General features: G+C 61.7%; 22 protein-coding genes. 9 read left to right on the plus strand and 13 right to left on the minus strand.

The window, feature by feature from the left end; translation table 11 throughout:
- Positions 1-34 precede the first annotated feature (34 nt).
- Positions 35-577, plus strand: coding sequence for a cob(I)yrinic acid a,c-diamide adenosyltransferase (locus ABEB25_RS20065; protein ID WP_345738224.1), 543 nt, complete (start codon positions 35-37; stop codon positions 575-577).
- Positions 578-1,081: 504 nt separating this feature from the next.
- On the opposite strand, the gene ABEB25_RS20070 is transcribed toward ABEB25_RS20065, so the two are convergent.
- The 5 genes from ABEB25_RS20070 to ABEB25_RS20090 form a co-directional block, all read right to left on the minus strand.
- A complete protein-coding gene (locus ABEB25_RS20070) occupies positions 1,082-2,332 on the minus strand; it encodes a PQQ-binding-like beta-propeller repeat protein (protein WP_345738225.1) in 1,251 nt (416 codons plus the stop codon).
- Between the two features lie 54 nt (positions 2,333-2,386).
- Positions 2,387-3,799: a Gfo/Idh/MocA family protein gene (locus ABEB25_RS20075; RefSeq protein WP_345738226.1), complete on the minus strand. Its 1,413-nt coding sequence runs from the start codon at positions 3,797-3,799 to the stop codon at positions 2,387-2,389.
- A gap of 37 nt (positions 3,800-3,836) precedes the next feature.
- Positions 3,837-5,702: an ABC-F family ATP-binding cassette domain-containing protein gene (locus ABEB25_RS20080; protein WP_345738227.1), complete on the minus strand. Its 1,866-nt coding sequence runs from the start codon at positions 5,700-5,702 to the stop codon at positions 3,837-3,839.
- 130 nt (positions 5,703-5,832) lie between these two features.
- Positions 5,833-6,327 carry a redoxin domain-containing protein gene (locus tag ABEB25_RS20085; RefSeq protein WP_345738228.1) on the minus strand — a complete coding sequence of 165 codons (495 nt, stop codon included), beginning with the start codon at positions 6,325-6,327 and terminating at the stop codon, positions 5,833-5,835.
- Positions 6,328-6,451: 124 nt separating this feature from the next.
- A complete protein-coding gene (locus ABEB25_RS20090) occupies positions 6,452-7,579 on the minus strand; it encodes a prenyltransferase/squalene oxidase repeat-containing protein (protein WP_345738229.1) in 1,128 nt (375 codons plus the stop codon).
- A 224-nt stretch (positions 7,580-7,803) separates the two neighbouring features.
- Between ABEB25_RS20090 and ABEB25_RS20095 the strand changes: the two genes are divergently transcribed.
- Positions 7,804-8,034, plus strand: coding sequence for an SWIB/MDM2 domain-containing protein (locus ABEB25_RS20095; protein ID WP_345738230.1), 231 nt, complete (start codon positions 7,804-7,806; stop codon positions 8,032-8,034).
- A gap of 25 nt (positions 8,035-8,059) precedes the next feature.
- On the opposite strand, the gene ABEB25_RS20100 is transcribed toward ABEB25_RS20095, so the two are convergent.
- From ABEB25_RS20100 to ABEB25_RS20110, 3 genes are all read right to left on the minus strand, one after another.
- Entirely contained in the window at positions 8,060-8,347 is a 288-nt protein-coding gene (locus ABEB25_RS20100; protein ID WP_345738231.1) for a GIY-YIG nuclease family protein, read from the minus strand.
- A 79-nt stretch (positions 8,348-8,426) separates the two neighbouring features.
- Positions 8,427-9,347 (minus strand): energy transducer TonB, encoded by a 921-nt coding sequence (locus ABEB25_RS20105; protein WP_345738232.1) that lies wholly within the window; start codon positions 9,345-9,347, stop codon positions 8,427-8,429.
- A 14-nt stretch (positions 9,348-9,361) separates the two neighbouring features.
- Entirely contained in the window at positions 9,362-9,901 is a 540-nt protein-coding gene (locus tag ABEB25_RS20110; RefSeq protein WP_345738233.1) for a hypothetical protein, read from the minus strand.
- 79 nt (positions 9,902-9,980) lie between these two features.
- Between ABEB25_RS20110 and ABEB25_RS20115 the strand changes: the two genes are divergently transcribed.
- Positions 9,981-10,661 carry a hypothetical protein gene (locus ABEB25_RS20115; RefSeq protein WP_345738234.1) on the plus strand — a complete coding sequence of 227 codons (681 nt, stop codon included), beginning with the start codon at positions 9,981-9,983 and terminating at the stop codon, positions 10,659-10,661.
- A gap of 9 nt (positions 10,662-10,670) precedes the next feature.
- Here ABEB25_RS20115 and ABEB25_RS20120 read toward each other — a convergent pair whose 3' ends face one another.
- A complete protein-coding gene (locus ABEB25_RS20120; protein WP_345738235.1) occupies positions 10,671-11,519 on the minus strand; it encodes a PEP-CTERM sorting domain-containing protein in 849 nt (282 codons plus the stop codon).
- A 208-nt stretch (positions 11,520-11,727) separates the two neighbouring features.
- On the minus strand, positions 11,728-12,795 hold the full coding sequence (locus tag ABEB25_RS20125) for a hypothetical protein (protein WP_345738236.1): 1,068 nt from the start codon (positions 12,793-12,795) through the stop codon (positions 11,728-11,730).
- Positions 12,796-12,896: 101 nt separating this feature from the next.
- Between ABEB25_RS20125 and ABEB25_RS20130 the strand changes: the two genes are divergently transcribed.
- The gene (locus tag ABEB25_RS20130) at positions 12,897-14,606 is read left to right on the plus strand and encodes an exosortase/archaeosortase family protein (RefSeq protein WP_345738237.1); all 1,710 of its coding nucleotides are present in this window, start codon (positions 12,897-12,899) and stop codon (positions 14,604-14,606) included.
- 37 nt (positions 14,607-14,643) lie between these two features.
- On the opposite strand, the gene ygfZ is transcribed toward ABEB25_RS20130, so the two are convergent.
- Positions 14,644-15,525, minus strand: a complete 882-nt coding sequence (gene ygfZ / locus ABEB25_RS20135; RefSeq protein ID WP_345738238.1) for a CAF17-like 4Fe-4S cluster assembly/insertion protein YgfZ — start codon at positions 15,523-15,525, stop codon at positions 14,644-14,646.
- A 5-nt stretch (positions 15,526-15,530) separates the two neighbouring features.
- Entirely contained in the window at positions 15,531-16,370 is an 840-nt protein-coding gene (locus ABEB25_RS20140) for an NAD(P)-dependent oxidoreductase (RefSeq protein ID WP_345738239.1), read from the minus strand.
- Positions 16,371-16,563: 193 nt separating this feature from the next.
- On the opposite strand from ABEB25_RS20140, the gene ABEB25_RS20145 reads away from it, so the two are divergent.
- Entirely contained in the window at positions 16,564-19,806 is a 3,243-nt protein-coding gene (locus ABEB25_RS20145; RefSeq protein WP_345738240.1) for an efflux RND transporter permease subunit, read from the plus strand.
- Positions 19,807-19,901: 95 nt separating this feature from the next.
- Here ABEB25_RS20145 and ABEB25_RS20150 read toward each other — a convergent pair whose 3' ends face one another.
- Positions 19,902-21,056: a galactitol-1-phosphate 5-dehydrogenase gene (locus ABEB25_RS20150; RefSeq protein WP_345738241.1), complete on the minus strand. Its 1,155-nt coding sequence runs from the start codon at positions 21,054-21,056 to the stop codon at positions 19,902-19,904.
- 236 nt (positions 21,057-21,292) lie between these two features.
- Here ABEB25_RS20150 and ABEB25_RS20155 point away from each other — a divergent pair, with 236 nt between their 5' ends.
- The 4 genes from ABEB25_RS20155 (at position 21,293) to ABEB25_RS20170 (ending at position 26,546) form a co-directional block, all read left to right on the plus strand.
- The gene (locus ABEB25_RS20155) at positions 21,293-22,507 is read left to right on the plus strand and encodes a hypothetical protein (protein ID WP_345738242.1); all 1,215 of its coding nucleotides are present in this window, start codon (positions 21,293-21,295) and stop codon (positions 22,505-22,507) included.
- A gap of 24 nt (positions 22,508-22,531) precedes the next feature.
- Positions 22,532-23,083, plus strand: a complete 552-nt coding sequence (locus tag ABEB25_RS20160) for a hypothetical protein (RefSeq protein ID WP_345738243.1) — start codon at positions 22,532-22,534, stop codon at positions 23,081-23,083.
- Positions 23,084-23,102: 19 nt separating this feature from the next.
- On the plus strand, positions 23,103-23,753 hold the full coding sequence (locus ABEB25_RS20165; protein WP_345738244.1) for a hypothetical protein: 651 nt from the start codon (positions 23,103-23,105) through the stop codon (positions 23,751-23,753).
- A 99-nt stretch (positions 23,754-23,852) separates the two neighbouring features.
- On the plus strand, positions 23,853-26,546 hold the full coding sequence (locus ABEB25_RS20170) for a secretin N-terminal domain-containing protein (RefSeq protein WP_345738245.1): 2,694 nt from the start codon (positions 23,853-23,855) through the stop codon (positions 26,544-26,546).
- Positions 26,547-26,570: the final 24 nt, after the last annotated feature.

Genomic DNA, 26,570 nt, shown 5'->3' on the forward strand with positions numbered 1-26,570 from the left:
GGCAGCCCCATCCTCCCAGGCGTAAATCCAGCCCATGTCCATTGCCACCCGTCGAGGCGACCAGGGGGAGACCGATCTCCTCTTTGGCCAGCGCACCTCCAAGTCCCACCCTCGTGTCCACGCCCTCGGGGCGGTGGATGAACTGAACGCCGCACTTGGCCCCGTGCGCATCGCAGCTCTGAAGCCAGAGACCCGGGAGATCATGGAAAAGGTACAGCCCCTGCTCATCAGCCTGATGGGGGAACTGGCTACGCCCCCTGGGCTAGAGGCCAAATATGCGGCCACGCACAAGCCTTTCGAAACAGCTCACGTTCTTTGGCTGGATGAATGGGTGGCCAAGCTGGAAGCAGGCGGTGCCCTGCAATTCAAAGGCTGGGCCCTGCCCGGTGAAGCCGGGGTGATGAGCGGTGCTTATGCCGACCTCGCCCGCACCGCCTGCCGCCGTGCCGAGAGGCATGTGGTGGACCTCTTGGGCACCGACCAGGAAGTGCCGAACCAAGAGGTGGTCCGTTTTCTAAACCGACTGGCCGATGTGCTGTGGCTGCTGGCTCGCTGGGAAGAACGGCAGGCAAACTGACTCGAAGACTGTGCAGGCGGCGCTTGGACACAGTCAAAGGTAGCCCGCACAGTCCCTGTGCGGTAAGCAAGGTGGATGCGGTTCAGAGGTACTCGTGATGAGAGCGGACCGCTGACTGAGCTTGTGGACGGGGATGGAGCTTCGAGGCTGCTGTCTGCACAGAGGACTGTGCAGGCTACTTTCGGGCACCGTCAAAGGTAGCCCGCACAGTCCCTGTGCGGTAAGCAAGGTGGATGCGGTTCAGAGGTACTCGTGATGAGAGTGGACCGCTGACTGAGCTTGTGGACGGGGATGGGGCTTCGAGGCTGCTGTCTGCACAGAGGACTGTGCAGGCTACTTTCGGGCACCGTCAAAGGTAGCCCGCACAGTCCCTGTGCGGTATGCAAGGTGGATGCGGTTCAGAGGTACCCGTGATGAGAGCGGACCGCTGACTGAGCTCGTGGACGGAGATGGGGCTTCGAGGTCGCTTTCTGCACAGAGGACTGTGCAGGCTACTCTTGGGGACTACTTCGTCCCGATGCGCCACAGGTGGCTTTCCGTGCGAATGAGGAAGTCATCTTCGATCACCGCGTAGGAGGCCAGGGAGCGTTCGGCGAGGTCGTTCTTTGCCAGGATGCGGAAGGTCTTGCCGGGCTGGACAATCACGCCGAGGCCCTTTTCATCCTGGAGGTAGAGCTTGCCATCGGCATGCAGGATGGAGGCGCTGATGGGGCCGGTGCAGCGCTCCTGGTAATGAACGGTGCCCGTCTTGGCATCGGCGCAGGTGAGCACGCCGTTGTCGGCCACGAAGTAGATCTCCTCCCCCACGATAACCATGCTGGGATTGTGCGGGACGAACTTCTCGATCTTCCAGGCGATGTGAGTGTCGGTGACATCCCCTTTGCCATCGGCACGAATGGCGAGGGCCATGGGTTTGTTATAACCCGTGCCGATGTAGATCATGCCATTGGCAAACAAAGGGCGCGGAACGACGGAGTAGCCCTGGTCATAACGCGCCTTCCAGATTTCCGTGCCCGTCAGCGGATCCAGGGCATTCACCACCCCGCTGCCTGCGCTGATGAGTTGGCGCTGGCCATTGACTTCGATCACCAGAGGCGTGCTGAAGGAGAACTTATTTTTGGCATCGCTGACGCGGGCAAATTTCCAGACTTGGGCACCGGTGGTTTTATCCAAGGCGATCACGGCGGGATCAGTTTCGGCATCGGCATTGAAGATGAACAAGCCACCTTCGATGACGGGGCTGCCGCCATTGCCATGCACTGGCTTGTAGCCAAAAGACTGGGTTTTCCAGACCACGCTGCCATCCGCCGCATTCAGGCAAGCACTGCCCTGATGGCCAAAGTGGACGTACAATTTACCCTCTTCATAGACAGGCGTGGGGCTGGCATGGCTGTTCTTTTTATGCACGGCCGGAGCGTCCTTAGGCTGGATGAAGATTTCCTGATCCCACACCACCTTGCCATCCGCCGCCTGGAGGCAAAGGGCCCGCAGGCTGCGCTCCGCATCCGGCTTTTCCACCCCGCCCTGAATGACGGCGGTGGTGAGATAAACGCGGTCCCCGATCACCACAGGAGAGGACCACCCCACACCCGGAACCGGGGCCTTCCAAAGGATGTTCTTGTTCACGGAGGGACTCCATTCCGTGGGCAGGCCCTTGGTCAAAGTCTGGCCCTGGTGAGTGGGCCCGCGAAATTCGGGCCAGTCTTCAGCAGCAGCGATGGAAGTGACAGCCAGGAGAGGGAGAAGGAGACGCATGGGGAAGGTAGCAGATGAGGGACTCAGTCGTTGATTCGCCGAAGGATAACCACCTTAAAGTTTCCATCCTGCACGCGGAGTGCGGCTGAGGAAGCGGTTGGCGGCTTCGTTGTTGGTGATCTTCATCGCCTTGGCATCCCAGAGGATCTTGCCGCCGGAGCGGAAGGCGACGTTGCCCAGATGGTTGGCCTCGCTGAGGGGGCCTGCATAGCTGAAGGGGCTGGCGGTCGGGCTGCCGTTCTTGATCGCATTCAGCCACTCGATGTGCTGGCCGGGAGAGTCCGGGATGAAAGGTGCCGGAGGCTGGAAGTCCTTAAAGTCGGCCTCAGGCAGCAGGACGTGTTTGTTGTAGTCAGACAGCAGCATGCCCTTATCGCCGATGAAGAGGACGCCGCTGTTCCACTTGCTGATGAAGGGATCGTTTTTCCACACTTCTGGTTTGGCGCTTCCCTGGTGCCAGTGGACCTTGCAGGCGGCACGCGGGCCACGCGCTGCGTATTCATAAGTGGCAGACATGGAGGCCGGAGCAATCTCAGAGTGCGGCTCAGGACCGAAGGCCTCCACGCTCAGCGGCGCATCCAGATTCAGTGCCCAGAAAGGCAGGTCATTCCAATGGCTGCCGAGGTCTGACATGGTACCGTTGCCGAAGTCCCACCAGCGATACCACTTGGGCCCAGGGAAATAGATTTCGTTGTAGGGGCGATACGGAGCGGGGCCCAGCCAGAGATCCCAATCGAGATAAGGCGGGGGAGTCTGCTCTTCTCTTGGGCGCTCGGTCACAAAGACGATATCCTTGTTCGCCTCGGCCTCTTCCTTGGTTTGCAGGCCCCAGGCGCGGGAGACACAGACGTGGGCGTCGGTGACCTTGCCGATGGCTCCACTCTGGATCAATTCGACCACACGTCGGTAGTTAGGCAGGCCATGGATCTGCGTCCCCATCTGGGTGGCGACTCCGGCCTTGGCTGCCGCTTCGGTGATGAGGCGTGCCTCGGCCACATCGCGAGTCAGCGGCTTTTCACAATAGACGGGCTTGCCCATGAGCAGGGCTGGCAGCGTGGCGTAGGCGTGGGTGTGCTCGGTGGTGCTGACGACGACGGCATCGAAGTCTTTGGAACCTTCGTAAAGTTTGCGGAAGTCGCGATATGCCTTCGCCTTTGGGAATGCACTGGCCGCCATGTCCAGGTTCATGCCATTGACATCGCAGATGGCCACGACGTTTTCCGTGGGCTCTTGAGGAGCGGGTGGAGGGGAGTCCGTCTTGGCATTTTTGGCTTTCGACGGATACAGGGAAGTGCCAACGAGAGCCTGGATATTGGCCGCACCGCGTCCCCCGACTCCGATGAAGGCGAGGTTCACCTTGGCATTGGGCGACCGTGAACTGACGATCGCTGGGAACCCAAAGGCCGCTCCGGCCGCGAGTGAGCTTTGAGTCAAAAACTGGCGACGAGAGGAAAGTGGGCGAGGCATGGCGAAGGAACGCCCGTTCCGCCCCAGGTCTTGCGGATCAACCCGCGGCCTCTTTCGCAATCAGGGCTTCCAGTTCACCTGCGGCCTTTTCCCAAGCCGTGGTTTTGGTGGCGACCCGAGGCTCGATCTCTTCCAGCTCCTTGCTCAGGGCTTTGAATTTAACGGCGTCGGAATAGACGGCTCCGTCCTGAAGCATCTCAACCAGCTCCATCTTGCGTTTGTCCAGCGCAGCGAGTTCTTCCTCGATGCGGGAGACGTTTTTCTCCAGGTCCTTTCTGCCTTTGGCGCGATTGTTCCGGGCTTCTGCCTCCAGACGCTTTTGCTCTTTCGACTTTGGCGGGGCATAAGCCTTTTTGGGAGCGTCCCAGGCACCGGGCTGGCTGTTCGTCAGGCTGGCGGTCAGGGCTTCGCGGGCAGAGGTGGCCTTCGTTTTATCCAGGAAATACTGGTAGTCCCCCGCATACGGGGTGAGCACACCACCTGCGATGTGAATCACGCCTTTCGCCATGCCACGGATGAAGTGCACGTCATGGCTGATGAAGACGAGGGTGCCTTCATAGTCCTCAAGGGCGCCAATGAGCGCATCAATGCTGCCCATGTCCAAATGCGTCGTCGGCTCATCCATGAGCAGCAGATTCGGCGGGTCCAGAAGCAGGCGCACCAGGGCAAGGCGGGATTTCTCGCCCCCACTCAGCACACCCACAGGTTTGAAAACATCGTCACCGTGGAAAAGGAAAGAGCCTAACAAGGTGCGGCACATGTTTTCACCCGGGCGACTGGGCAGGTCCATGGCGGACTGCAGCACCGTGTGCTTCATGTTCAGCACATCGCCACGATACTGGGCAAAGTAACCCATTTTCACATTGTGGCCCAGCTCGCGCTTGCCCGCCTGCGGGGTCAAAGCCCCTGCGAGCAATTTCAGCAAAGTAGATTTGCCAGCACCGTTCGGCCCCACCAGGACGATGCGCTCGCCACGCTCCACTTCGAGATCCAGCCCGGCGTAAACCGGCGTCTCTCCATAAGCAAAGTCGAGCCCCTTCAGGGTCAGCACACGCTGGCCACTGCGGGGAGGCTGGGGGAAACGGAACTTCACCGTTTTCGCCGCTGCCGCCGGGCCATCCAGCTTCTCCATGCGGTCGATCATCTTCAGCTTGTCCTGGGCACGGGAGGCAAAGTTGGCCTTGGCTTTGAAACGGTCCGCCCATTGTTGGAGCTTGGCGATTTCCTTCTGCTGGTTTTCAAACGCGCCCTTCATCTGCTCCTCACGCGCCACCTTTTCGAGGAGGTACGCATCGTAGTTGCCGCGATAGCGGTTCACCTTGCTGTGGGCGATTTCCAGGATGGCCCCGGTGAGGGCGTTGAGGAATTCACGGTCATGTGAAATCATCAGGATCGCGCCCGGATACCCCTGCAGGTATTCTTGGAACCAGATCAGGGATTCCAGGTCCAGGTGGTTGGTCGGCTCATCCAGCAGCAGCAGATCCGGCTCCTGCACCAGCAGGCGGGCCAAATGCGCGCGCATCACCCAGCCACCGCTGAGGGTGCGGGCATTGCGATCAAAGTCCGTCTCGCGGAAGGCCAAGCCTTTGAGGATGCGCTTGGCCTTTGGTTCGGCCTCCCAGCGGCTGTGCTCATGGACGTGGCTGGTGGCCAATTCCAGAACCGTAACGTCATCAATAGGCGCGCTTTCCTGAGGCAGGAAACCGAAGTCCAAGTTCTTTTCCATCGTCACCAGGCCGTCGTCGGGCGTGGTCTCGCGCAGCAGGAGGGAAAACAAGGTGGACTTGCCAGCTCCATTGGGGCCAATGAGGCCGATCTTTTCACCCCGATTGATGTGAAAAGACACACCGCTGAAGAGGGTGCGGCCTGCATAGGTCTTGCTGACATTGGAAACGGAGAGCATGGGGGGCGCACTCTGTGCCCTCTCGGGGGCCGGGAGTCAAGTGGGGAGGGAGGCCGTGGTGCGGGCCGCATTCCCACAAAAAAGAGGGAGCCCTCACAGGCTCCCCCTCCACAAACACAGGATCTGAAAATTAGGCCAGTTCCTTCAGCTTCGCCTGGATGGCGGTGAAGTTTGGCAGATCGCCGGGGCTTTCCAGAACTTCGGCATACTGGACCACGCCAGCCTTGTCGATGATGAAGGCGGAACGCTTTGGCACACCGCCCATGATCAGGTTTTTGGCAGGGAGGAAGCTTTCATAAGCGACGCCATAGGCTTCGGTGATCTTGTGATCGTAATCGCTGAGGAGTTGCAGGGTGATGCCTTCCTTCTCGGCCCAGGCTTTCTGAGCGAAGGGATTGTCACCGCTGATGCCGATGACTTTGGCATTCAGGGAGGTGTAAGCATTGATGCCTTTCGACAGCTCGCAGAACTCAGTGGTGCAAACGCCTGTGAAGGCCATCGGCACGAACAGAAGGAGGATGTTGGAAGCGCCGATGTTTTCGGACAGCTTGAAAAGCTCAGGGCCATTGGCGCCGAGGGTGGTGACGGTGAAATCAGGGGCGGAAGAGCCGACAGAGAGTGCCATGGTGATAAGGATGAGTTGAATTCAGCGCACCGGAACCCGGTGCGGCGCATAGGAACGCGGCAGCAGCGCAAGGTCAAGCGGGGAAGCTCCGGTATCTCAAACCGAGGGCCGTAGAGACTTCGGGCTACTTCTGATAAATCGGCAGGAAGTGGTGATAGACGCTGAGGCTGAGGAGGGCCAGGGAGGTGGCGTACACGGGGCCGGCGGATTTTTCATTGCCGTTGCGCGGGAACCAGGCGCCTTCGGGGCTTTGGGCTCCCACCAGCATCTGCTCGGTCTTCTGCCGGGCGGTGGCGGCGTGGTCGCCCCCGCGCTGATACATGCCCTGGGCGTAATAATAGCAGCCGTAGTAGAACCACGGCTCATTGACCTCCGGCGGGAATTTTAGCAGCCAGTTCGAAGAACCCAGTACTTCGGGAATGTTGTACTGCCCGGCCACTTGGAGGGACAGCAGGCCAGCGGAAGTGGTGGAGAAGGTCTGCCGCCCCCCATAGGGCTCGTAGCTGAAGGCGGCCTCGAGTTGCTTGAGGTTGCCGTTGCTGTCACGCTCCGCCCGGTAGCTGCGCTTGATGTAGGCGATGCCGTTATCAATGGCTTCTTTGGGCACTTCGATGCCGCTGTTTTTCGCGGCACGCAGGGACATGAGTTGCCAGACGCTGACGCTGATGTCGCTGTCGCTGCTGGCCGGTTCATAGCGCCAGCCGCCCTTGTTAGCGTCGCTTTTGGGGACCTGCTGGGCGCGGATGATCAGCTTGATGGCTTTTTCGGTCATGGAGCGCACTTTTTTGTCCGTCTCCGCATCCGGGGACATGCCCAGCATTTCCGTGAGCATCAGGGTCATGATGCCGTGGCCGTACATGCGGCTGCGGTCGCTGCGGCCCAGGTAGCCCTGTTCATCGGGCTCCACATGATCCACCACATATTTCAGCGCCCGCTGGGCGGCCAGGCCCTCCGGGGTGGGATCGCCGGGGAGGTGGCCCACGGAGGCCAGCCCCATGATGGCCAGTGAAGTCATCGCCGCGCTGTGGCTGGGGATGTCCCCCCGCTGGATTTTTTTGTCGGTTTTCTGCTCGGAAAAATAGCCTGCGGGCTGCTGCTGCTTGAGCAGCCAGGCCAATCCGCGATCCACCGCCGCCTTCACCTGGGGGGAGATAATTTCCGGGCGGGGGGCCTGCGCCAGGCCCCTGGAGGGGGGGCTCCACACGGTCAGCACCAGGAGGAAACCGAGGATTTTGGCGGCTAGGGAGGGCATAGAACAAAAATGGGACGGGGCACAGGCGGTAGCGAACACAGACTGTGCATAACGCATCTGGCGCGGAATCTTCACGGGTTCACCCGGATTTTTGCACTTCTGCCCCAGGTCACCCCGGCTCAAATCCCTACAATCAGACGTATTGACTTCTCTGGCGACGTCTGCGAAAAAGAGAAATGGCTAAAACAGCATCTACCACACCACGCAAACCCAACCCAGCCCTGATGAAACCCGTCCAGCCGGATGAAGTCCTCGCTGCTGTCGTTGGTTCCACTCCCCTTTCCCGTGGCGAACTGACCAAAAAAGTTTGGGACTACATCAAGGCCAAAGGTCTCCAGGACGAAAAGAAAAAGACTCTGATCAACGCAGACGCAGCCCTGAAGGCCGTCTTCGGTGGTAAAGAGCAGGTGACCATGTTCGAGATGACCAAGCTGATCTCCGGTCATGTGAAGTAAGCTGCGCAGACAAAACTGTCTTTTTTCAAGATGGCTGGAGGTTCGCCTCCAGCCATTTTTCTTTTTGGGCGCGGCGCAGGGCCTTGAAGACGCGCTCCGCCTTCAGCGCCGCAGGCATGTCCCCATGCACCCAGGAGCCCAGCAGCCACAAAGGCCCCCTGCCCCGTGTGTATTTCGCCCCCTTGCCTTCGCGGTGCATGTCCAGCCTCCGATGCAGATCATTGGTGATGCCGCAATACAGGCTGCCATCCCGGCAGCGCAGCACATACAGGCACCAGGGCTTGGGTTCGGCTGGAGGGAGCGGGTCGGGCATTGAACAATGGGAGGTTTATAGCCAGGGACCTGCGCGGGCCTCTTTCCTTTTCAGGACAACCTCTGCGGAGGTCACGCCATCATTTTTTCAAGTGCTTCAAGTCAATCAGCTTAAAGGCATTCATCCGATTGAAGGCTGGCGCATAGGTCTCCCACAGTTCCGGGGTGGTGCCAGCGATGGAGACAACGACCATGTCCAGATTTTCCGTGCCCCAGAAGAGTGAATACATGATGCGGTACGGACCTTCTTCCGTCTCCAGGCAGATCCGTGTGAAGGGTCCCTGGCTCTTCTCCTCGCAGACTCCGATGACGCGGTCGGCAGCTTTCTTTTTGCCGGCGATAAACTCTTTGACGAAGGTTTCGCCGCTCTTGCCGCTGAGTTCCTGAACCCGGGAGATGGCCTGGATGCGGAGGCCGGTGGTGTAGGGGCGGTCTTTGGCATCTTCCTTGGAAAGGATCCAGGTAAAGGAGGTGTCGTTGTGGCTTTCCGTGTAGTGCCAGCCCTTGGGGCGCGCGATTTTGCCGCCCAGAGGTTCCAGAATTTGGGGGGTGAATTCAGTGGGGGTGCTGGCAAAAGAAAACTCCTGCGATGAGATGGTGGAAATGGTCTTTCCCTTCCACTGGGCGGGTTGGAGCCGCCATTCCTTCATGACCTTCTCAATGAAAGGTTTCAGGCGGTCATCGCTGCATTGGGCAAACTGGGGGTCCTGGGCCAGCCCTTCAGGGGTGACGACATACAGCACCACAGCTTCCCCACCCAGGGGCTTGCCTTCGGGTGTGTGGGCTAGAGCTGGGAGCCGCCCGGCTTTGGCCTTGGGCGGGGTGTAGTCGGGGGTATCTTTGAGCTCATGGATGGTATATTTCGTTCCCAAAAGCTTGTGGGCCTCATCATCCAACAGGTGGCGTTTGGCTTTGATGGAAAGATAGACGTCGGGCTTGTCTGCCGCGCTGAGTGGCAGGGTGCAGGCCAGCAGGCCGAAAAGGGGGAACCAGATTTTCATGGGGGGGAGCGGGATCAGTCCAGGGACTGTATGAAGGCATAGATAAGCCCGACTGGCAGGGCCAGGGAAACGATGAATAGGAGCCAGTGCCAGGGGGAAATCTGGCGAGGAGCGGCCTTTGCCAGCAGGCTCTGCGTGCGAGCTGGGCCTAGCACCTGATGGAGCAAATCCCGGGTGACATCGCTGCCTCCGCGTCCGTTTTTCCACAGCGTGTAAGGGGTCATGATCAGGCCAAAAGGCACACCCCACCAGCCGAAGAGTAGCGAGATGAGGCTGAAACGGCAGGCACGTCCGAGGCCAGACTCCCAGGAGCGCAGATAAAGAACTGAACTGCTGCGGGTGAAGGTGACGACAGCCAGAGAAACACAGTAGTGATGGATCACAAACCGACCGCCTTTGAGGATGTCCTGTTCGATGTCGCGGAGCAAAAGCCCACGCGTGCCAGGGAAGACTTCTTTGCCGGACATCAGTGGCCGATCCAGGTAGGCATCCACCTCCTGCTGGCTCCAGATTTCTTGAGCAGATGAAGCGGGAGCATTGGCAAGGGTATCCATGGCAGGGGGAGTTTTTTGAGGAAATCAGATCAGAATATCCTTGCCTGTAAATGAGGAATTAGGCTGAAGTCACGCCTTTATGAAAAACACTCGGTTGGGAGCCATGCGTCGGGGATTTATCAAGCTGGGCTGCCTGGGCCCCATCATTGTGATCGGTCTCCTTTGGGGCGGCGGGCAGGGTGTTTACACGGCGGTCAAGAATCGTGAGCCCCTGAAGATGAGTTTCAAGGAGTACCTGGACCAGCGGCCTTCGGCGGAGTGGGTGAGCCTCACGGGCACCCAACTGAACCTGCTCAACAGCGCCTATGTTAAGAAGGCTGGGAGTGGTGAAATTGATGAGGTTTACATCGCGGTGGAGCCCGCAGGCAACCGCGAAGAGATCGTGGCCCATGTGCTGCTCGCCTCCAAGGACAAGGCGCTCATTGACCTGATGACGACCACGATGAACCGCGTGAATGCGATCAAGGATCCCTCGGCGATGACTCCGGAACTGGTGGCTTCGCTGTATCCTGTCCGCGAGGTGTCAGGCCTGATGAAGTTCGGCATCGAATCCAGTTCGAAGACTCGGGAAAAACTCGATAAACTGGATCTGTACCTGACCCCAGACTACATCATCATCAGCGATGGCAAAAAGCCGGACCTAATAGGTAGCGGCACCCTGCTGGGCATCGGAGTCCTGGGGGCTTTTTTCCTGTTGCGCAGTTCTTCCAAGCCAGCCCCAGCGGAGCCTGCACCGCCACCGCTGCCCCCCATCGCCTAATGGGCGGGATCAAGCCTCGCGGCGAGGTCTTTTCAGCAGGAGGCCAAGGCCGGCGAGGCCCAGCAGCAGGGCCCGTGAGGGCTCGGGGACGACGGTGGCGCTGACCTCGATGCTACCGATGGAGAAGGACTTGAAGCCGGTGGGCGTGCCGGTGGCGTTGGTGTTCTGGACGGCCATCAGCAGGGAGGAGGAGCCGGTGTTGGCCGTGCCGGTGCCCCAGTTGGCCGCATCGCCCAGGGACCAGGTGCCGGATTGGTCATAGAGAGTGGTTTCACCCGAGTAAAGAACGAGGTCCCAGGTGGTGCTGGTGAAGATGAAATCAAAGGCGGTGATGGGCGTGGCAAAGGCGGTGCCGGAGGCGGCTGCACCGCTGGGATCGCCGGAGGTGTTGTCCGCCTTGGCCCCGAGCCGGAAGCCGTGGCCGCCGCTGTTGATCTCCAGGGCAAAGGCATCATTCGCCCCGAAGAAGGAGCCGAGGGTGGAGGTAAGGCCGATGCGGAAGCGGCCATTGTTATCGGCGGCGTAGTCCCCGGTGCCGGTGAGGTCAAAGTCCGTGACGGAAAACTGGATGGTGGAGGTGAAGGGATTCAGCTCCGGGCGGACGGCGGTGGAAAAGTTGGAGGAGTTTGAAACCCCGCTGCTGGTGGTCGTCACCGTCAGCAGACCGCCTGTTTCGGTCACGGCGGCATCGCTGAAGTTGGTCCAGTTGCCGATGCTGGTGGTGTCGGGCGTGGCCTTGATGCCGTTGTCAAAGCTGTCTTGCAACAGAACTGCGGCTGGGGCCTGGAAGGTGGCCACCAGGGCCAGGACGGCGAGGAGCGGGCACAACGCCGGGACGTGAAAGGTGCGGGGTTTCATGGTGGGCAGGCGGCCCCCTGAAAATAGAAAAGCCAGCCGCCAGACGGCTGTGGTTGGTCAGCCGCCTGACGGTAAATCTGGCAAGTCGGGGGGACTGATAGGCTAAATCCCTCCCTGCATGGCTTCAAGCCAAACAGGGCTCCTGACCGTAAGATCAGGAATATCTTTATTTGGCCATGTTTGGCCTAAGAGGCTGGCTGAAGGCGACCTATTTGCCGGGCTCGATCATTTTCACGGCGGGTTTGTCGCCCCCCTGGGCCTGCCACCAGGCCTCGATGGCAGGGATATCGAACAGGCGGAATTTGCGGCCCACGCGGTTTTCAAAGGTGATTTGGGCCTGCTTGGCCACATCCAGCATGGGGTCTTCCTTCAGCACTTTCAGCAGCAGGGCGTTGGTATCTGCCTCGGTGCTGGCGCGCAGTAGGTAGGCGGCGCGCAGGCGGGTTTCCCAGGGCTGTTTGGCATCGGTCATCAGGCCGTGAAGCTGGGCGGGGGTGACATCGGCCTCGCGGGTAATGGGCGTGTCCTTGAACAGCTCGCGCACGGGCAGGGTGTAGCCAGGATCAATGCTGATGCCCATGTCGTAGTAGGCCTGCACGCGCTTGAACTCGGCCTGGGCGGCGTGGACCATGTTTTTCATGGCCGGGTCCATCATCGCTTTCACCAGAGCCTCCAGGGACTCCCGGCTGCCGGTGGCGATGGCTTTGTCGGCATAGCCGGTGAGGCGGTTCCGCTCCTTGATGAGGATGAGCTCGCCGGTGGCCGGGGTGACGCTGGGCATCATGGCGGCCACCTGGGCGGCATCCTGATCGGAAACGCGAGCGCTGTCTGCCGATGGCACAAAGGAGGACTGCTGGATGACGAGGGCCATTCGGTCGGCCATTTCCTGGAGGCGGTCCTGGGTCTTGGCGCGCTCCTCACCCTGGGCATCCAGTTGGCGCTGTAGGGCGGCAATCTGGGCATTGGCCTGATCCAGCGAGACTTTCAAGGGGGCCGTCACGCTGGCGGCAGGGCTGCTGCTGCCCTCCTGGCCGGTGGATTGAGTGCGGAGGAGGCTGCTGCCCCAGAAGGCGAGACCGCCCAGGGCGGCCAGTTGGACGAGGCCGAGAATGATAGCGGGCTTCCAGGCCGTGGGGGCGGCGGGTTTGGCCGGCTCGGGCTTCTTGCGCTGGGTGGAAAGCGGCGCGCGCGGAGGGGAAGTCGCGGCTTCAGGGGCAGGCGGTGCGTCCTTGAGCAGGGGCTTCCGCGCCGGGGAGGAGGGGGGAGTATCGGCCATGTCGAGGAGACTTAAGCCTAATTTCAAATAAATTCCAGCCTGCGAACGTGGACAGATGTCTACCCCTGTGGCAGGCATGGTTTCTGCCTACAGTCCCTGAGATGAGCCTGCCCCCCCCATTGCCTGCTGCTGCTGACTCTCGCCAGGCCACCATCGTGTGGTCCGTGGGTGGTTTGCTGGTCCTTTTGCTCACCGTGCTGTGGCCTTACCAGCACTGGGAGTTTGCCTCGCGGTCCAGCATCGTCATGGGGATCGTGAACAAGGCGAATGCAGACTCGGAATGGTGGTATTGCCTTTTTGTGCCGCCCATCGTCGTCTGGCTGATCTGGCGCATGCAGGGGGACCTGCGGCGGCTGCCCCTGCGGGGCTCCTGGCTGGGCGCACCGCTGCTGGTGTTGGGCATGGTCGTTTACTGGGCCGGGTATAAGGTGGATACGGGCTACCCAGGATTTTTGGCGGTGCAGATGGTGACCATGGGCCTCATCCTCATGCTGGGCGGCTGGCACTGGATGAAGTGGCTCATCTTTCCCTGGGCATTCTTGGTTTTCATGTGGCCCATGGTGCCGCTGGAGTCCCGGCTGGCCTTTCCTCTGCGCATTTTGACGGCCAAGGCCTCCTCCGGTTTTCTCAATCTGATGGGCGTGGATGTGGTGCGCGATGGCACGAGCCTGCACTCTGCCGCCGATGCCGCGCGCGGTCTGGCCCAGGGGGCGGAGTTCAAGCTGGATGTGGAGGAGCCCTGCAGCGGCATTCGTTCCCTGTTTTCCCTGCTGATGATCAGCGCCCTTTACGGCTGGCTGATGCTAAAGACGTGGTCGGCACGGGCGGTCCTCTTTGCCAGCGCCATCCCCCTCGCGGTCCTGGGCAATTTTGTCCGTATGATCCTGCTCACCCTGGGCAGCAAATGGCTGGGCGTGGAATTCGCCGTGGGCCGCAACATCGCCGGGCAGCAGGAGATGAGCGGCTTCCACACCCTGGCCGGGTTTGCCGTTTTCGGCGTAGCGCTGGCGGGCATGTTCGCCCTAGCCACCTTCTTGGAAAAACGCGAGGCCAAACGCGCCAGGGCGGCGGCACAGGTGGCTGCACCTGCGGCTACCTCCGCCAGTCTCATCACGCCCAAAAGCCCCTGGCTGCCATTGGGTGTCTCCGTGCTGATCTGCCTGGGCGGGCTGGCTTTTTGTGCGGTGACCGATACCACCTACCGGGTGGGGGCACCACCGGTCAGCCTGGCCTTGCCGGAGCGTCTGGGGGCCTACGAAAGCCAGGAGATGCCCATGCAGGCCATCGAGCGGCAGACGCTGAACGAAGGCGTGGAGATCGGGCGACGGTTCTATTTCAAGAGCGACCGCGCCGTGCTGGCCTCCGTCGTCCTCAGCGGGGCGTTGAAACGTTCCCTCCATGAGCCGCAGATCTGCCTGCCGGGCCAGGGCTGGGTGATCAATGGCAAGAGCTTCATCGAGTTCGACTGCGGCCTGGCCGCCCCGGTGAAGGCCACGCTGCTTTCCATGCACCGCGACGTGCAAAACGAGGCCGGGCAGGTGGAGCGCACCCGTGCCCTGAATGTGTATTGGTATCAGGGCTCCCAGGGCCGCACGGCCTCTTCCTATGATGAGCACGTGGGCTACTCCTATGCGGATGCCCTGCTGCGCAACATTGACCACCGCTGGGCCCTCCTGTCCTTCTTTGCTCCTCTGAAAAATCAGCCCCTTGGCAGCATGGACCCCTATGCGGAGCTCAATGCCCTGGAAGACATGAAGACCTTCATGCGCGAGTTTGTGCCGCCCCTGCTGGAAGCTGCCCCGAAGGAGTGAATCCGCACCTGGGCTGACCTTGGAAGGGCCAATCCTCTCAGGCCAGCGCCGTCCTTGTCACCGTCTGTCCGGCAGCCGTTTTCCAAATGCCTGCATCCAGGGCGGACTGCCGCACATAGCCCAAGCCCGCGTGAATTCCACGCACCGGATCCCAGGCCACACTGGTGATCTGGCCCACTTCTTTGCCTTCCTCATTCAGCACGTTTTCCCCCGGTGCCACTGCCTCGGCGCTGCTCCAGGCGATGAGCTGGCGCGGCATCTTGCCGGTGGTCTTGATGCGGGAAAGGATCTCCTGGCCGATGTAGCAGCCTTTGGTGAAGCTCATGGCGCAGGTTTCCAAACCGGCCTCCTGGGGGAAGGTGTCGGCGTTCAGTTCCTGCGGGAAAGCGGGCACCTGCTGCAGGATGCGCAGCGTCTCGGCCTCCGCATCACTCAGGCGTGCCATCGTCGGCGCGGGGCTGGCGGCGGGCAGCCAGAGGTCCCAGCCTGGGAGGTGGAAACGCACTTCATTGGTTAGGCGGTGGCCTTCCAGTGGCGCGGCTACATCGGCAGCTTCCAATGGCGCGATGCGGTGCCAGATCTGCCATTCGTCCGTTACATCCTCCAGCACGGCATCATCCGCGATGATGTAGCGCTCCAGCCGCATGCCCAGGGATTCGCGCAGGCTGGCATCGGCGTCCAGCAGCAGGCTTTCGCCATCCGGGTCGGCATGGATGAAGATGTCCGCCTCGATCTTGCCCTTGAGATTGGTCACGCAAGCGTAGAGGGCCGCGCTGCTGCGGGCCGTGCGCACGTCATTCGTCACCTGGCCATTGAGATAGCGCACGCGGTCAGCGCCAGAGAGACGCCATTTGGCCCGGCAGGAAAGATTCACCCAGGCACCTTGGGCGAGGGTGGTTTGGTAAAGTTCTGCGGTCATGGGGATTAGGATTCGATTTGGCCGATGACGGAGAAATCCAGGTCGCCTTTTCCCTGGCTCACGCCTTGGCGCATGGCCTCGGCGGTGCATTCCAAGGCCGGTGCGGCGAGGCCACCCTGGGCCGCCAGTTCGCGGGCAAAGTCGGCATCCTTCAGCATGTTGCGCAGGGAGAAATGGGCGTCGAAATTCCCGCTGATGATCGTCGGCAGCTTCATGCCGATGAGGCCGGAGTAGTTCGCATTGTTTTCCAGGGCGGTCAGCAGGTTCGCCAGCGGGATGCCCTGGCTGTGGGTGATGGCGGCGGCCTCAGACAGCGCCTTCACGGTGATGGCGGTCACGAGGTTGGTGACGATTTTCAGCACCATCGCATCACCCGTTTCGCCCAGGGGCAGGATCTTGGTGGAAGAAGCCTCCAGGATGGGGCGCACGCGCTCCAGCACCTCGGTGGAGCCGCCGATGTAATAGACCAGCTTGCCATTCTGCGCGGCCATCTTGCTGCCCGTGAAGGGCGCATCCAGAAAGGCGGCCCCGCTGGCGGCACAGAGGGCGGCGGCTTCCAGCGTCGCGGCTTTACTGACGGTGGCGTGATTCAGGATCACGTGCTCATGAGTCAGCGCAGGCTGCATGTCATGCATCGCCTGCAGGAGGGCCTCGCTATCGCGGACGAAAATTTGGATGACCTGGGCGGCCCCCGCCACGGCCTGCGGGGAGGGCAGGGCACCGGGGACGTTGCGGGCGGTGTGGCTCCACACCGACACCGTGTGGCCTGCCTGGCGCAGATTTTCAGCCACGCGGCTGCCGATGATGCCAAGGCCGAGAACGCCGACGGAGGAGGGTTGGTTCATAAAAGAGGGAGTGAGATGCTTCGCTGGGTTACGCCTGTCTGCAAGCCCTGGCTTGGCCGGGTGCTGTGAATCGGTCTTGCCACGGCGGATAAACTTGCGCACTGGGAGCTTTCTTTATTCTGGCTCCCGCTGTCGGCTTCGGGCAACCTGGGCGCTCGGCTCATCGTTTGTTCTTCATCTTCTCCTCTTTTTCATGATCTCCTGGTTTGCCCGCAACCATGTCGCTGCCAATCTCCTCATGCTGGGGGCGATCATCGCCGGCATCTGGACTCTCGCTTCCGACCGCATCCCGCTGGAGGTCTTTCCGGACATGCCCTCGCGCATGATTTCCGTGACTGTGCCTTATCCTGCCTCCGCACCTGAGGAGGTGGAGGAAAGCATCGTGCTGAAGATCGAGGAGGCCATCCAGCAGGTGGGCAGCATCAAGCACATCAATTCCACGGCTTCCTCCAGCGGCGGCACTGTCGTGATCGAGGTGGAGGAAGGCAAGGATCCCCGCGAGGTGCTGGACGATATCAAGATCCGTGTGGATGCCATTCCCAATCTGCCGGAGCTGGCGGAGAAGCCCACCATCCAGCTCGATGACAACTTCCACTCCGTCATCACCGTGGCCGTGGCGGCGGACATGGCCGAGGCCGATCTGCGCCGCCTGGGGGAACAGATCCGCGATGAGATCTCCGCCTTGCCGGGCATCACCCACGCGGGTCTTTCCGGCGTGCGGCCTTACGAGATTGGGATCGAGATCCCGGAGGCCACCCTGCGTAAATATGGCCTGAACCTGGAGCGCGTCAGCCAGGCCATCCGTGGCAGTGCGCTGGACCTGCCGGCGGGTGTGGTGCAGACCGAGGCGGGCGATGTTTCCATTCGCACCCGTGGCCGCGCCTACACCGGGGAGGACTATGCCCGGGTGGTCATCCTCACCCGTCCGGACGGCACCAAGCTGACGCTGGGCGAGATCGCCGTCATTCAGGATGGCTTTAACGAAAACCCGCTGCTGGCCCGGCTGAATGGCAAACGCTGCGTGGTGGTGAACGTGATGCGCGAGGGCGGCCAAAACGCCATCAACATCGCCGAGTCGGTGAAGGAATACATCACCACGGCCCAGAAGCGGATGCCGGACGGCGTGCAGATCGAATTCTGGAATGACCGCTCCAAGATCGTCAAAGGACGCATCAGCCTGCTGATCCAGAATGCTCAGAGCAGCCTCATTCTGGTCTTCCTCTGCGTGGGCCTTTTCCTGCGGCTGGATGCGGTGTTTTGGGTGGCCGTGGGCATGGTGGCCAGCTTCATGGGGGCCATCGCGCTGATGCCGTATTTTGACATCGCCATCAATCTGTCCTCGCTCTTCGGTTTCATCCTCGTCCTGGGCATCGTGGTGGATGACGCCATCGTCATTTCTGAGCATGTGGACACCCTGCGACAGCGCGGCATGTCCGCAATGGATGCGGCGGTGCAGGGGACCAAGGAGATGGCGGTGCCCATTACCTTTGGCGTGCTCACCACCGTCATCGCTTTCCTGCCCATGGCCTTCGGGGCCAGCGATTTCCTGATGATGTTCAAGCCCATCGCCATCGTCTTCATCCTGGTGATGCTGATCGCGCTGGTGGAGACGAAGATCATCCTACCCTCCCACCTGGCGCATCCGGTGCCGGGTCTCAGCGGGGCCTCAGACATCCTGGGGCCGGTGCACCGCTGGTCGGAGCGCACCTTGCGGAAGTTTGTGGACACTTTTTACCGGCCTGCCCTGCGCTGGTGTGTGCATCACCGCTACACCGCCCTGGCGGCTTTCTTTGGCGGTCTCGTCATCCTCTGCGGTTTCTTTTTCAGCGGCCGCATCCTGTGGATCTTTTTCCCGCGTGTCCAGAGTGAGCGCATCGAGGCCAAGCTGACCATGCTGGACGGCACCCCCTTTGAGGTCACGGACGGCCACATCCAGCGGATGTATGAAATCGCGGAGCAGATGAAAAAGGAGTACGTGGGCCCGGACGGCAAGCCCGTCATCCGTGCCATCCTGGCCACCACCGGCACCACGCGCCTCACCTGGGGTAGCGGCGGTAGCACGGGCAGCTCCCACGTCGGGGAGATCAACATCGAAACCTACGGCCCCGAAGAGCGCAGCCTGAAGGTGAACACCGTGGACATGGCTGCCGACTGGCGAAAGCGGATCGGCAACATCGTGGGCGCGGAGGAACTGAATTTCCGGGCCGAAATCATCCGCAGTGGTGATCCTGTGGACCTCCAGTTGACCGGCACCGATCCGGACGAGTTGCTGGACATTTCCGACAAGATCAAAGCCCACCTCGCCACCTATGCAGGTGTGTTTGACATCACCGACTCGCTGGACAGCGGCCGCAATGAAATCCAGCTCCGGCTCAAACCCGAGGCACAGTCCTTTGGCGTAACGGTGAGCGATCTGGCCCAGCAGGTGCGCCAGGCCTTTTACGGCAACGAGGTGCAACGCATCCAGCGTGGCCGCAATGAAGTGAAGGTGATGCTGCGTTACCCGAAGAACGACCGCAAAAACCTGGCGACCCTGGAGACCATGCGCGTGCGCACCGCCACCGGCCTGGAGATTCCCTTTTCTCGCGTGGCCGAAGCGAAGGTGGGTAAGAGCTTCACCAGCATCCGGCGGGTGGACCGCCGCCGCGCGATGAACATCACCGCCGACGTTAACAAATCCACCACCGACCCTGCCAAGGTGCGCGCAGACGTGGAGGTTTTCGTTCGTGACCTGATGGCCACTCATCCCCACATCCAGTGGAGCTTTGAGGGCGAAGCACGCGCCCAGCGAGAGGGGGCCGATGCGGGGCTTTGGGCGCTGGGCATCATCACCCTGGGCATGTATGCGATGATGGCCATCCCCTTCAAAAGCTACACCCAGCCATTCATCGTCATGCTGGTGGTGCCCTTCGGCATTGTGGGGGCGGTGATCGGCCATCTTTTCCATGGCATGCCCGTCAGCAGCATGAGCGTCTGCGGCATGCTGGCCGTCACCGGCGTGATCGTGAATGACACCCTCGTGCTGGTGGACCGTATCAACCAGCTCCGGGATGAGACGGGCGACCTGAAATATGCCGTGCAGGAGGGCGGGCGAAGTCGCTTCCGTGCCATCTTCCTCACCCAGATCACCACCTTCGTGGGCCTCATGCCGCTGATGTTTGAATTCGGCAACCTCATTGAAAACTCGCCTCCCGGCATCAGCCACATTCTCACCGCCATCTTCGGTGACAACCGTGCTGCCCAGGCCACCAGTGCCCAGTTCCTCACCCCCGTTTCCGTGTCCATGGGTTACGGCAGCCTCTTTGCCACCGTGATCACCCTCTTCCTCGTCCCCTTGTGCTACCTGGCCGTGGATGATCTGGGCCGTATCGTGAATCGCATCCTAGGCCGCAAGCCCCAGCCCGTCGCCATGCCACTGGGCGCGCCGTCTGCTTAATGGTAGGATTACGGACGGCACCCGGTTATGCGACGGCGCAGCATAACCACAAGTAATGAATCGGCGCCGTCCATACGGTAAGCCACCGGAGCGGCTTACTCCGGCTTCAGCACGACTTTCAGCAGGCCTTCCTTGTTGTCATAGAGACGCTTGAACCAGCCTGCGCCTTCTTCCAGCGGGGCCACAGCGCTCAGCAGGGGCTCCACCTGGATGCTGCCGTCTTCGATGCGGCGGATGGCTTCCGGATATTCGCCAGCGCAGGAGCAGGAGCCGCGCAGGGTGATCTGGCGGGTGACGACTTCCTGAAGCGGGAACGGGATGGAGGCCTGCAGATTGCCCACCAGGATAACCTGGCCGCCTTTGCGCACGCAGCGCACGGCGAGGTCCACCGGGGCCCCGGCACCCACGACTTCAAAGCTGGCATCGGCACCATCACCGCCGGTGATTTCGCGCAGGTGCATGGCCAGGTTTTCTTGCTTGGCGTTGAAGGCATCGTCGGCCCCCAGGGTCTTGGAAAGTTCCAGGCGCTTGTCGTCCAGATCCACCGCGATCACGCGCTCCCAGCCACGGGCCTTGAGGGCCTGGATGACCAGCAAGCCAATGAGACCGGCACCGACAACGACGGCGATACCGCCCCGGATTTCTTCAGCACCGTGGTCGTGGCCTTCGCCAGCCGCATGGTCATGTCCGCAGCCTTCGCCGCAGCTCCCGCAGTCGCCTTCTTCACACTCTTCGGCAAAGGCCTCGCCGACTTCGATGCCATCCGCCAGATTCACCGCGTGCAGGGCGATGGCCACAGGCTCCGCAAAGGCGGCCTTTTCAAACGAAAGCGATTCCGGGATGCGGTACAGGATGCGGGTAGGCAGGACGATCTTTTCGGCAAAGCAGCCGTGACGGCGGTAGCTGCCAGGGGACACGCCCAGCACCTTGCGGTCCGGGCAAAGATTGACGTAACCCGCCTGGCACTCCTCGCACTCGCCGCAGTATTCGGTGGAGTCGAAGGTCACGCGGTCGCCCACTTTCCAGTCGGTCACGCCAGCGCCCACTTCCGTGATTTCCCCGGCGGCCTCATGCCCCATGACGATGGGCATCTGGCGGCGGCCACTGCGGCCGTCCATGCCGTGGATGTCACTGCCGCAGATGCCGCAGGCCTTGATCTTCACCAGCACTTCCCCTGCATTCGGGGCAGGATCAGGGAAGCTGGTGTCATAATTGAATTCGCAAGGGGCGGTGAGGACGAGGGCTTTCATGGGTGATTGGGTCTGCCCTCATGATGAAAAGCCCAGGCCGGACGGCAAGGGCAGATTCCTTTTTGCCCCCGGCTGCCCCATCCCGCTGGCCCCTGCCGCATTAAACAGGGCCCCCGCCTCATTTTCATCCTTGCCACGCCTCCCGGCCCCTGGCGGAATGGCCCGTGGTCAGGAATCGCGCTGCCGCTGACTTTCCCCGCAACTCCTCGCCGCTTCGCACGTTAAAGCCCCACTGCATGTCGTTTGCCGCCACCACCCTCCTGCTCCCTTCCCCTGATGCCACCTGGCGTGTTTGGAAACCCCGGAGCACCAGCGGCGGTGAGGCCGTGGAGACTCCGGCCTCCGTCTCCAGCCAGGGAAAACCGCTGATGGTGGGCCTGCCCGCCACCGCCTGCCGCACCGTCGGCCTCGTGCTGCCCAATGCCGACCACGAGATCCTGGAGCAGATCATCATCACCCAGCTCGACCGCAAAGGGCTGAAGCTGGAGGGCGGTGCGCAGCGCAATTTCCGCTGGCACCTGCTCACCCAAAACGCCTCCGTGGCCACCGTGAGCGTGGACATTTTGGCCGAGCCCTTCCCCCAGGATCTGGCCCTGCCCCAGGCCTCCGACTACACCGCCGCCCTGCGCCTGCTGACGCTGCCCAACGGCAGCCTCATCATCACCGAGGAGCACGGCTCCCTCGTCCTGGCGGCCAACTATCAGGGCAAACTTTACCACAGCCACCTTTTCGCCCCGGCCACCGCCCCGGCAGAGGAAATCGCGCAGGAGATCCAGCTCTCCCGGCTGGCGCTGGAACAGGACCTCGGCGTGGGCGGCATCACCGGCATCACCCTGGTGGGAACTTCCTGGGAGCGCGGGCAGGCGGAGCAGCTCACCAGCCTCACGGATCTGCCCGCCAAGATCCTGCCCCACCTGCCGCCCAATGCGGACCTGGACACCCGCACCTGGCCGCGCCTGCTGCCCCTCACCGTGCGCCAGGCCCAGAACAATGCCGCCCGCCGGGGCAAACTGACCCGCTTTGGCATCCTCGGCTCCCTGCTTTTCGTCGCCCTCGCCTTCTGCGCCTTTGCCTACCTGCGTCTGCAGGAACGCACGGCTGCCGAGCTGGAAGCGGCGGTGGAGGCCACGGCGGAACCAGCCAGCCAGGTGAAGAAAACCGTCGAACGCTGGAAGGCCCTGGCCCCGGCCATCGAGCCGAAACGCTACCCCATGGTCCTCCTGGCAGAGATCACCAAACTCATGCCCCCCAGCGGCATCGTCATCCGCGAGTACGAAATCAAGGACACCGAGATCGACATCCGGGGCGAGGCCCGGGATGCCCAGATGGCCTTCCAGTTTGTCGAAGACCTGCAAAAGCACAAGACGCTGGGCCTTTATAAATGGACCAAACCCCAGCCCACCGTGCGCGAAAAGGCCGCCCAGTTCCGTGCGCAGGGCAAGTTGCAGTAACCGCCCCCATCCCCCTTTGACCGAATGGCCCAAAAACTGACATCGCGTGAAAAGAACCTGCTGCTCGCCTGTGTGGGCGTGCTGGTCTTCATGGTCTTCGCCATCCTGGTGAATACCTTCCTGGGGCGGCGCAGCGTGGCCCTGAAAAAGATCGCCACATTGCAGACCCAAAAGAGTGAAAACGACACCTGGATGGCCGATCGGGAGTTTTGGGAAAAGCGCCGGGGCTGGCTGCTGGAAAAGATGCCCGCCACGGAAAGCCTGGGCCGCGCGCAAGGGCAGCTTCTGGAAGACCTGCAAAACCAAGCCCTGGAGTACGGCTTTACGACCGAACAGCCCACCCTTCCGCCGCTGGCTGCGCCTAACGAAAACTATCGCGAGGTCACCGTCTCCGTACGCCTGCGGGGAGATCAGATCACCATCCTCCGGTGGCTGGCCACTCTACAATCGCCCGAGAAGTTCCAGGCCGTGCGCCAATTGGAGGTGGAAATAGACACCCGCTCACGCGAAAAGACGCCACAAGTCGTCTGCAACCTCACGCTCGCCCGGTGGTTCAAGCCTGAAATCGGTCTGTAAACCCGCCTCCTCACAGCTCATGAAGACTTCCCATCTGCTCCGCCTCTCTGTGCTGCTGCCCTCTGCGGCCCTGCTAGCTGCCGAGCCGGACCCGGACCTGCCGCAGGCCTTTGATCCCGCCACCCTTTCCTCCGTCATCACCACCTCCCCTTTCACACGGATGGTGAACATGTCGGACAACCTCGTGCTCACCGGCATCGCCTACATTGATGGCAAGCCCGTGGTCACGGTGTTTAACATGGAGAGCAAACAGTCCTTCATCGTCGGCTCCGAGCCGAACTTCCAGGGCTGGACGCTGCAGGAGGCCCTGCCCGCCCCGGACATCACCCGCAGCCAGGCCCGCATCAGCATCGGCGGGGAGGTCGTCAGCGTGCGTTACGCCGCCCTCACCGCCAAGGACATGAAGGCCGATGCCAAATCGCCCGAGCAACGTTCTGACCGTGGCTCCTCCTCCGGTGGCGAACGCTTCCGGGGCAGCTCGCGTGGCCCGTCCGAGGAGGACCGCAAACGCTACGAATCCCTTTCCGAAAAAGCCCGTGAAAAACTGCGCGACGCCATGCGATCCAAATTCAGTGATGAGAAATTCCGCAACGCGCCTGATGAGGAGAAGCGCAACATCATGCGCAAGACCTTTGAGGACATCGAAAAAGAGGACAAGGGCCGCAAGTAACCCCGCCCCCCTTCCCGCCTAACCTCATGTGCCGCATGCCCGCGCCCCAGGCCTAGCCCCCTTCCGCATCCACCTTTGCCCCAGCCCCAAACTTTCTTCATGTTCCTCTCCCGGCTCCGTCCCCACTCCCTCCGGTCATTGAGCGCCCTGCTGCTCATCACAGGCACCCTCAGCGCCCAGGATGCCGACCCTGCACCTCTGCCGACTCCCGCACCCACCACGCCGCCACCCGCAGGCAGCGATGCCCCGGTGGCACCGCCCGAGGGCGCACGCCCGCCTGGCCCTCCTGGCGAAGGCGGCTTTGGCCCCGGCAGTGGTCGTTTTGGCGGTCGTCGTCGTCCCGGTGAAGGCGGCTTTGGCGGCACCACGGGCGGCCCTGCAGGTGCAGGCGGCCCTGGCGGTGAAAACATCCAGAGCACCCTGGCCCAGACCATCCGCATGGAGGGGGACCGATACGTCCTCCAGTTCCCCAACAACCCCGTGGCGGACATGCTCAGCATCTATGAGCTGCTGACCAACATCACCCTGGTGAAGGACACCAACATCTTCAACGACGGCGCCCCCGTCAGCCTGGCCACGCCCCGCTCCGTGAGCAAGGAAGAAGCGGTGAAACTCATCGAGGCCACCCTGCTAACCAATGGTTATGCCATCGTCATGGAGCCCGATGGCAAAAGCGCCCGCATCCTGCCTGCGCGCAATCAGAGCGCCAATGCGGTGCAGTTCTCCCACGGTGTGCGCTTTTACACCTCCGCCAAGGAATTGCCGGATGGGGAAACCATCATCTCCTACTTCATGAAGCTGGATTACCTGGACCCCGAAGAAGCAGCCACCATGCTCTCCGGTCACGTTGGTCTCAGCGTCTATGGCCGCATCACTCCGGTGCTCATGCCGCCCGGCCTCCTGCTCACGGAAAGCAGCACCGTCATCAAGCAGCTCATCAGCATCCGCGAGGCGATTGACGTGGGCGATACCGGCTCCTCCCTGGTCACCAAGTTCATCCCTGTCGAATATGCTGAGGCGGCCACCATTGCCCAGATCATCCAGGCCACGCTGACAGCGCAGGCCCAGGAAAAGGAAACCAAAGGCGTGAACACCATCCGTGGCAATGCCGCCAGCGATGGCCGCAACCGCGAAGAGCGGCGCGATGACAACAATAACAACAGCAACAACAACCGCTCCCAGCAGCCCATGATCATCAATGGCCAGGTGGTGCAGGGCGGGGCCAAGGCCCCCATGCCCAGCGCCCAAGTGGTGGCAGACACCCGGCTCAATCAGATCCTCGTCGTCTCTTCCCCAGAAGACTACACCTACATCGCCAGCTTGATTGCCGAATTCGACAAACCCCTGCAAGTGGATGAGCCGTATGAACGCAAACTGAAGTATGCCGCTGCGGTGGACGTGCTCAGCGCCATCACGGATCTCCTTCAAGATACGAACACCGGCGGCACTGTCCAGCTTCCCGGTGGCGGCACCATCCAGCAGCAGCGCACGCAGCCCCTGGCCAGCAGCAGCAGCCAGCTCCTCACCGGCAGAACCACCACCGGCACCCGTGGCGGCCAGGTCCTGGCCACCAGCGGCTCCACCTCAGACGATACGGCCACCGCCACCTCCGCCGGTTCCTCCCGTGCAGACCTCATCCAGGCCCCCACTGAAGACAATGCCCCCATCTCCGTGCTGGTGGGCAAGACCCGCGTGGTGGCGGACCCAATGGCAAACTCCATCCTCGTCATGGGCCGCAAGGAGGCCATCGATAAGGTCAACGGCCTGCTGGACAAGCTGGACCGCAAACCTTCCCAGGTGTACCTTTCCACCGTCATCGGCCAGCTCACCCTCGGTGACGGCTTTGAATTCGGCATTGATTACCTGAGCGCGCTTAACAACAAGGATGGCACGAATTTCAGCGCCGGCAGCGTCTTCACCCGCGATGCCCTTACCAACGCTGTCGGTGACCTCCGCAACAACGCCATCACCAATGCCTTTGGCCCTGCCCAGGGACTGAATCTCTACGGCTCCGTGGGCGACAGCCTGGAGATCTTTGTGACCGCGCTGGAGACCACCAACCGCTTCAAGGTGCTCTCCCGCCCCAGCGTCTTTGCCCTCAACAACAAGAAGGCCTCCATCACCTCCGGGCAGCTCATCCCCGTGCCCTCGCAGACCCTCACCAGCACGAACGGCAATAACAACAATGGCAACAATGTCACCACGACCATCGAGTACCGGGACGTGGTGCTGAAGCTGGAAGTCGTGCCGCTGATCAACGAAGATGGCGAAGTCTCCCTCACCATCGCCCAGGTCAATGACACCGTCATCGGCACGCAGCGCGTGGAGCCTAACGACATCCCCATCATCGGCACGGAGCAGATCGTCACCACCGTCACCGTGCCTGATGGCAACACCATCGTCCTCGGCGGCCTCATTTCCGAGCAGAACAAAAAGGACACCAACGGCGTGCCCTTCCTCAGCCGCATCCCTGGCGTGGGCAATCTCTTCAAGGACAACAAGGACAGCAACTCCCGCAGCGAGCTCATCATCTTCATCCAGCCCAAGGTGGTGACGGACAACCTTTCCCTGCGCAACACCTCCCTGCGCGAAGACTTCCGCACCCAGGTCGGCGCCGATGCCGCCGAGCGCTTCCCGGAAAATGTGGACGTCCAGGCCCCTCGTATCAGCGAAGCCAAAGAGGTGGAACAACTGGAGAGCGCAGCACAGCAGAAGCAGGGCTTTTTCTCCCGCATGTTCCGCCGCAGCAGCACGCCCAAGGCCGTGACACCGCCACCCGGCGTACGGCGCTAGCCCCTGCCCGCAGCAGGCCCTGCC

The sequence above is a fragment of the Prosthecobacter algae genome (assembly GCF_039542385.1).
GTDB lineage: Bacteria > Verrucomicrobiota > Verrucomicrobiia > Verrucomicrobiales > Verrucomicrobiaceae > Prosthecobacter > Prosthecobacter algae.

What these genes read in the sequence shown, in the direction of transcription:
- ygfZ (WP_345738238.1), bottom strand. Translation starts at nt 15,525, where the DNA reads ATGACCGCAGAACTTTACCAAACCACCCTCGCCCAAGGTGCCTGGGTG.
- ABEB25_RS20140 (WP_345738239.1), bottom strand. Translation starts at nt 16,370, where the DNA reads ATGAACCAACCCTCCTCCGTCGGCGTTCTCGGCCTTGGCATCATCGGC.
- ABEB25_RS20080 (WP_345738227.1), bottom strand. Translation starts at nt 5,702, where the DNA reads ATGCTCTCCGTTTCCAATGTCAGCAAGACCTATGCAGGCCGCACCCTC.
- ABEB25_RS20150 (WP_345738241.1), bottom strand. Translation starts at nt 21,056, where the DNA reads ATGAAAGCCCTCGTCCTCACCGCCCCTTGCGAATTCAATTATGACACC.
- ABEB25_RS20145 (WP_345738240.1), top strand. Translation starts at nt 16,564, where the DNA reads ATGATCTCCTGGTTTGCCCGCAACCATGTCGCTGCCAATCTCCTCATG.
- ABEB25_RS20100 (WP_345738231.1), bottom strand. Translation starts at nt 8,347, where the DNA reads ATGCCCGACCCGCTCCCTCCAGCCGAACCCAAGCCCTGGTGCCTGTAT.
- ABEB25_RS20090 (WP_345738229.1), bottom strand. Translation starts at nt 7,579, where the DNA reads ATGCCCTCCCTAGCCGCCAAAATCCTCGGTTTCCTCCTGGTGCTGACC.
- ABEB25_RS20120 (WP_345738235.1), bottom strand. Translation starts at nt 11,519, where the DNA reads ATGAAACCCCGCACCTTTCACGTCCCGGCGTTGTGCCCGCTCCTCGCC.
- ABEB25_RS20130 (WP_345738237.1), top strand. Translation starts at nt 12,897, where the DNA reads ATGAGCCTGCCCCCCCCATTGCCTGCTGCTGCTGACTCTCGCCAGGCC.
- ABEB25_RS20110 (WP_345738233.1), bottom strand. Translation starts at nt 9,901, where the DNA reads ATGGATACCCTTGCCAATGCTCCCGCTTCATCTGCTCAAGAAATCTGG.
- ABEB25_RS20160 (WP_345738243.1), top strand. Translation starts at nt 22,532, where the DNA reads ATGGCCCAAAAACTGACATCGCGTGAAAAGAACCTGCTGCTCGCCTGT.
- ABEB25_RS20105 (WP_345738232.1), bottom strand. Translation starts at nt 9,347, where the DNA reads ATGAAAATCTGGTTCCCCCTTTTCGGCCTGCTGGCCTGCACCCTGCCA.
- ABEB25_RS20095 (WP_345738230.1), top strand. Translation starts at nt 7,804, where the DNA reads ATGAAACCCGTCCAGCCGGATGAAGTCCTCGCTGCTGTCGTTGGTTCC.
- ABEB25_RS20165 (WP_345738244.1), top strand. Translation starts at nt 23,103, where the DNA reads ATGAAGACTTCCCATCTGCTCCGCCTCTCTGTGCTGCTGCCCTCTGCG.
- ABEB25_RS20125 (WP_345738236.1), bottom strand. Translation starts at nt 12,795, where the DNA reads ATGGCCGATACTCCCCCCTCCTCCCCGGCGCGGAAGCCCCTGCTCAAG.
- ABEB25_RS20070 (WP_345738225.1), bottom strand. Translation starts at nt 2,332, where the DNA reads ATGCGTCTCCTTCTCCCTCTCCTGGCTGTCACTTCCATCGCTGCTGCT.
- ABEB25_RS20115 (WP_345738234.1), top strand. Translation starts at nt 9,981, where the DNA reads ATGAAAAACACTCGGTTGGGAGCCATGCGTCGGGGATTTATCAAGCTG.
- ABEB25_RS20065 (WP_345738224.1), top strand. Translation starts at nt 35, where the DNA reads ATGTCCATTGCCACCCGTCGAGGCGACCAGGGGGAGACCGATCTCCTC.
- ABEB25_RS20155 (WP_345738242.1), top strand. Translation starts at nt 21,293, where the DNA reads ATGTCGTTTGCCGCCACCACCCTCCTGCTCCCTTCCCCTGATGCCACC.
- ABEB25_RS20075 (WP_345738226.1), bottom strand. Translation starts at nt 3,799, where the DNA reads ATGCCTCGCCCACTTTCCTCTCGTCGCCAGTTTTTGACTCAAAGCTCA.
- ABEB25_RS20170 (WP_345738245.1), top strand. Translation starts at nt 23,853, where the DNA reads ATGTTCCTCTCCCGGCTCCGTCCCCACTCCCTCCGGTCATTGAGCGCC.
- ABEB25_RS20085 (WP_345738228.1), bottom strand. Translation starts at nt 6,327, where the DNA reads ATGGCACTCTCTGTCGGCTCTTCCGCCCCTGATTTCACCGTCACCACC.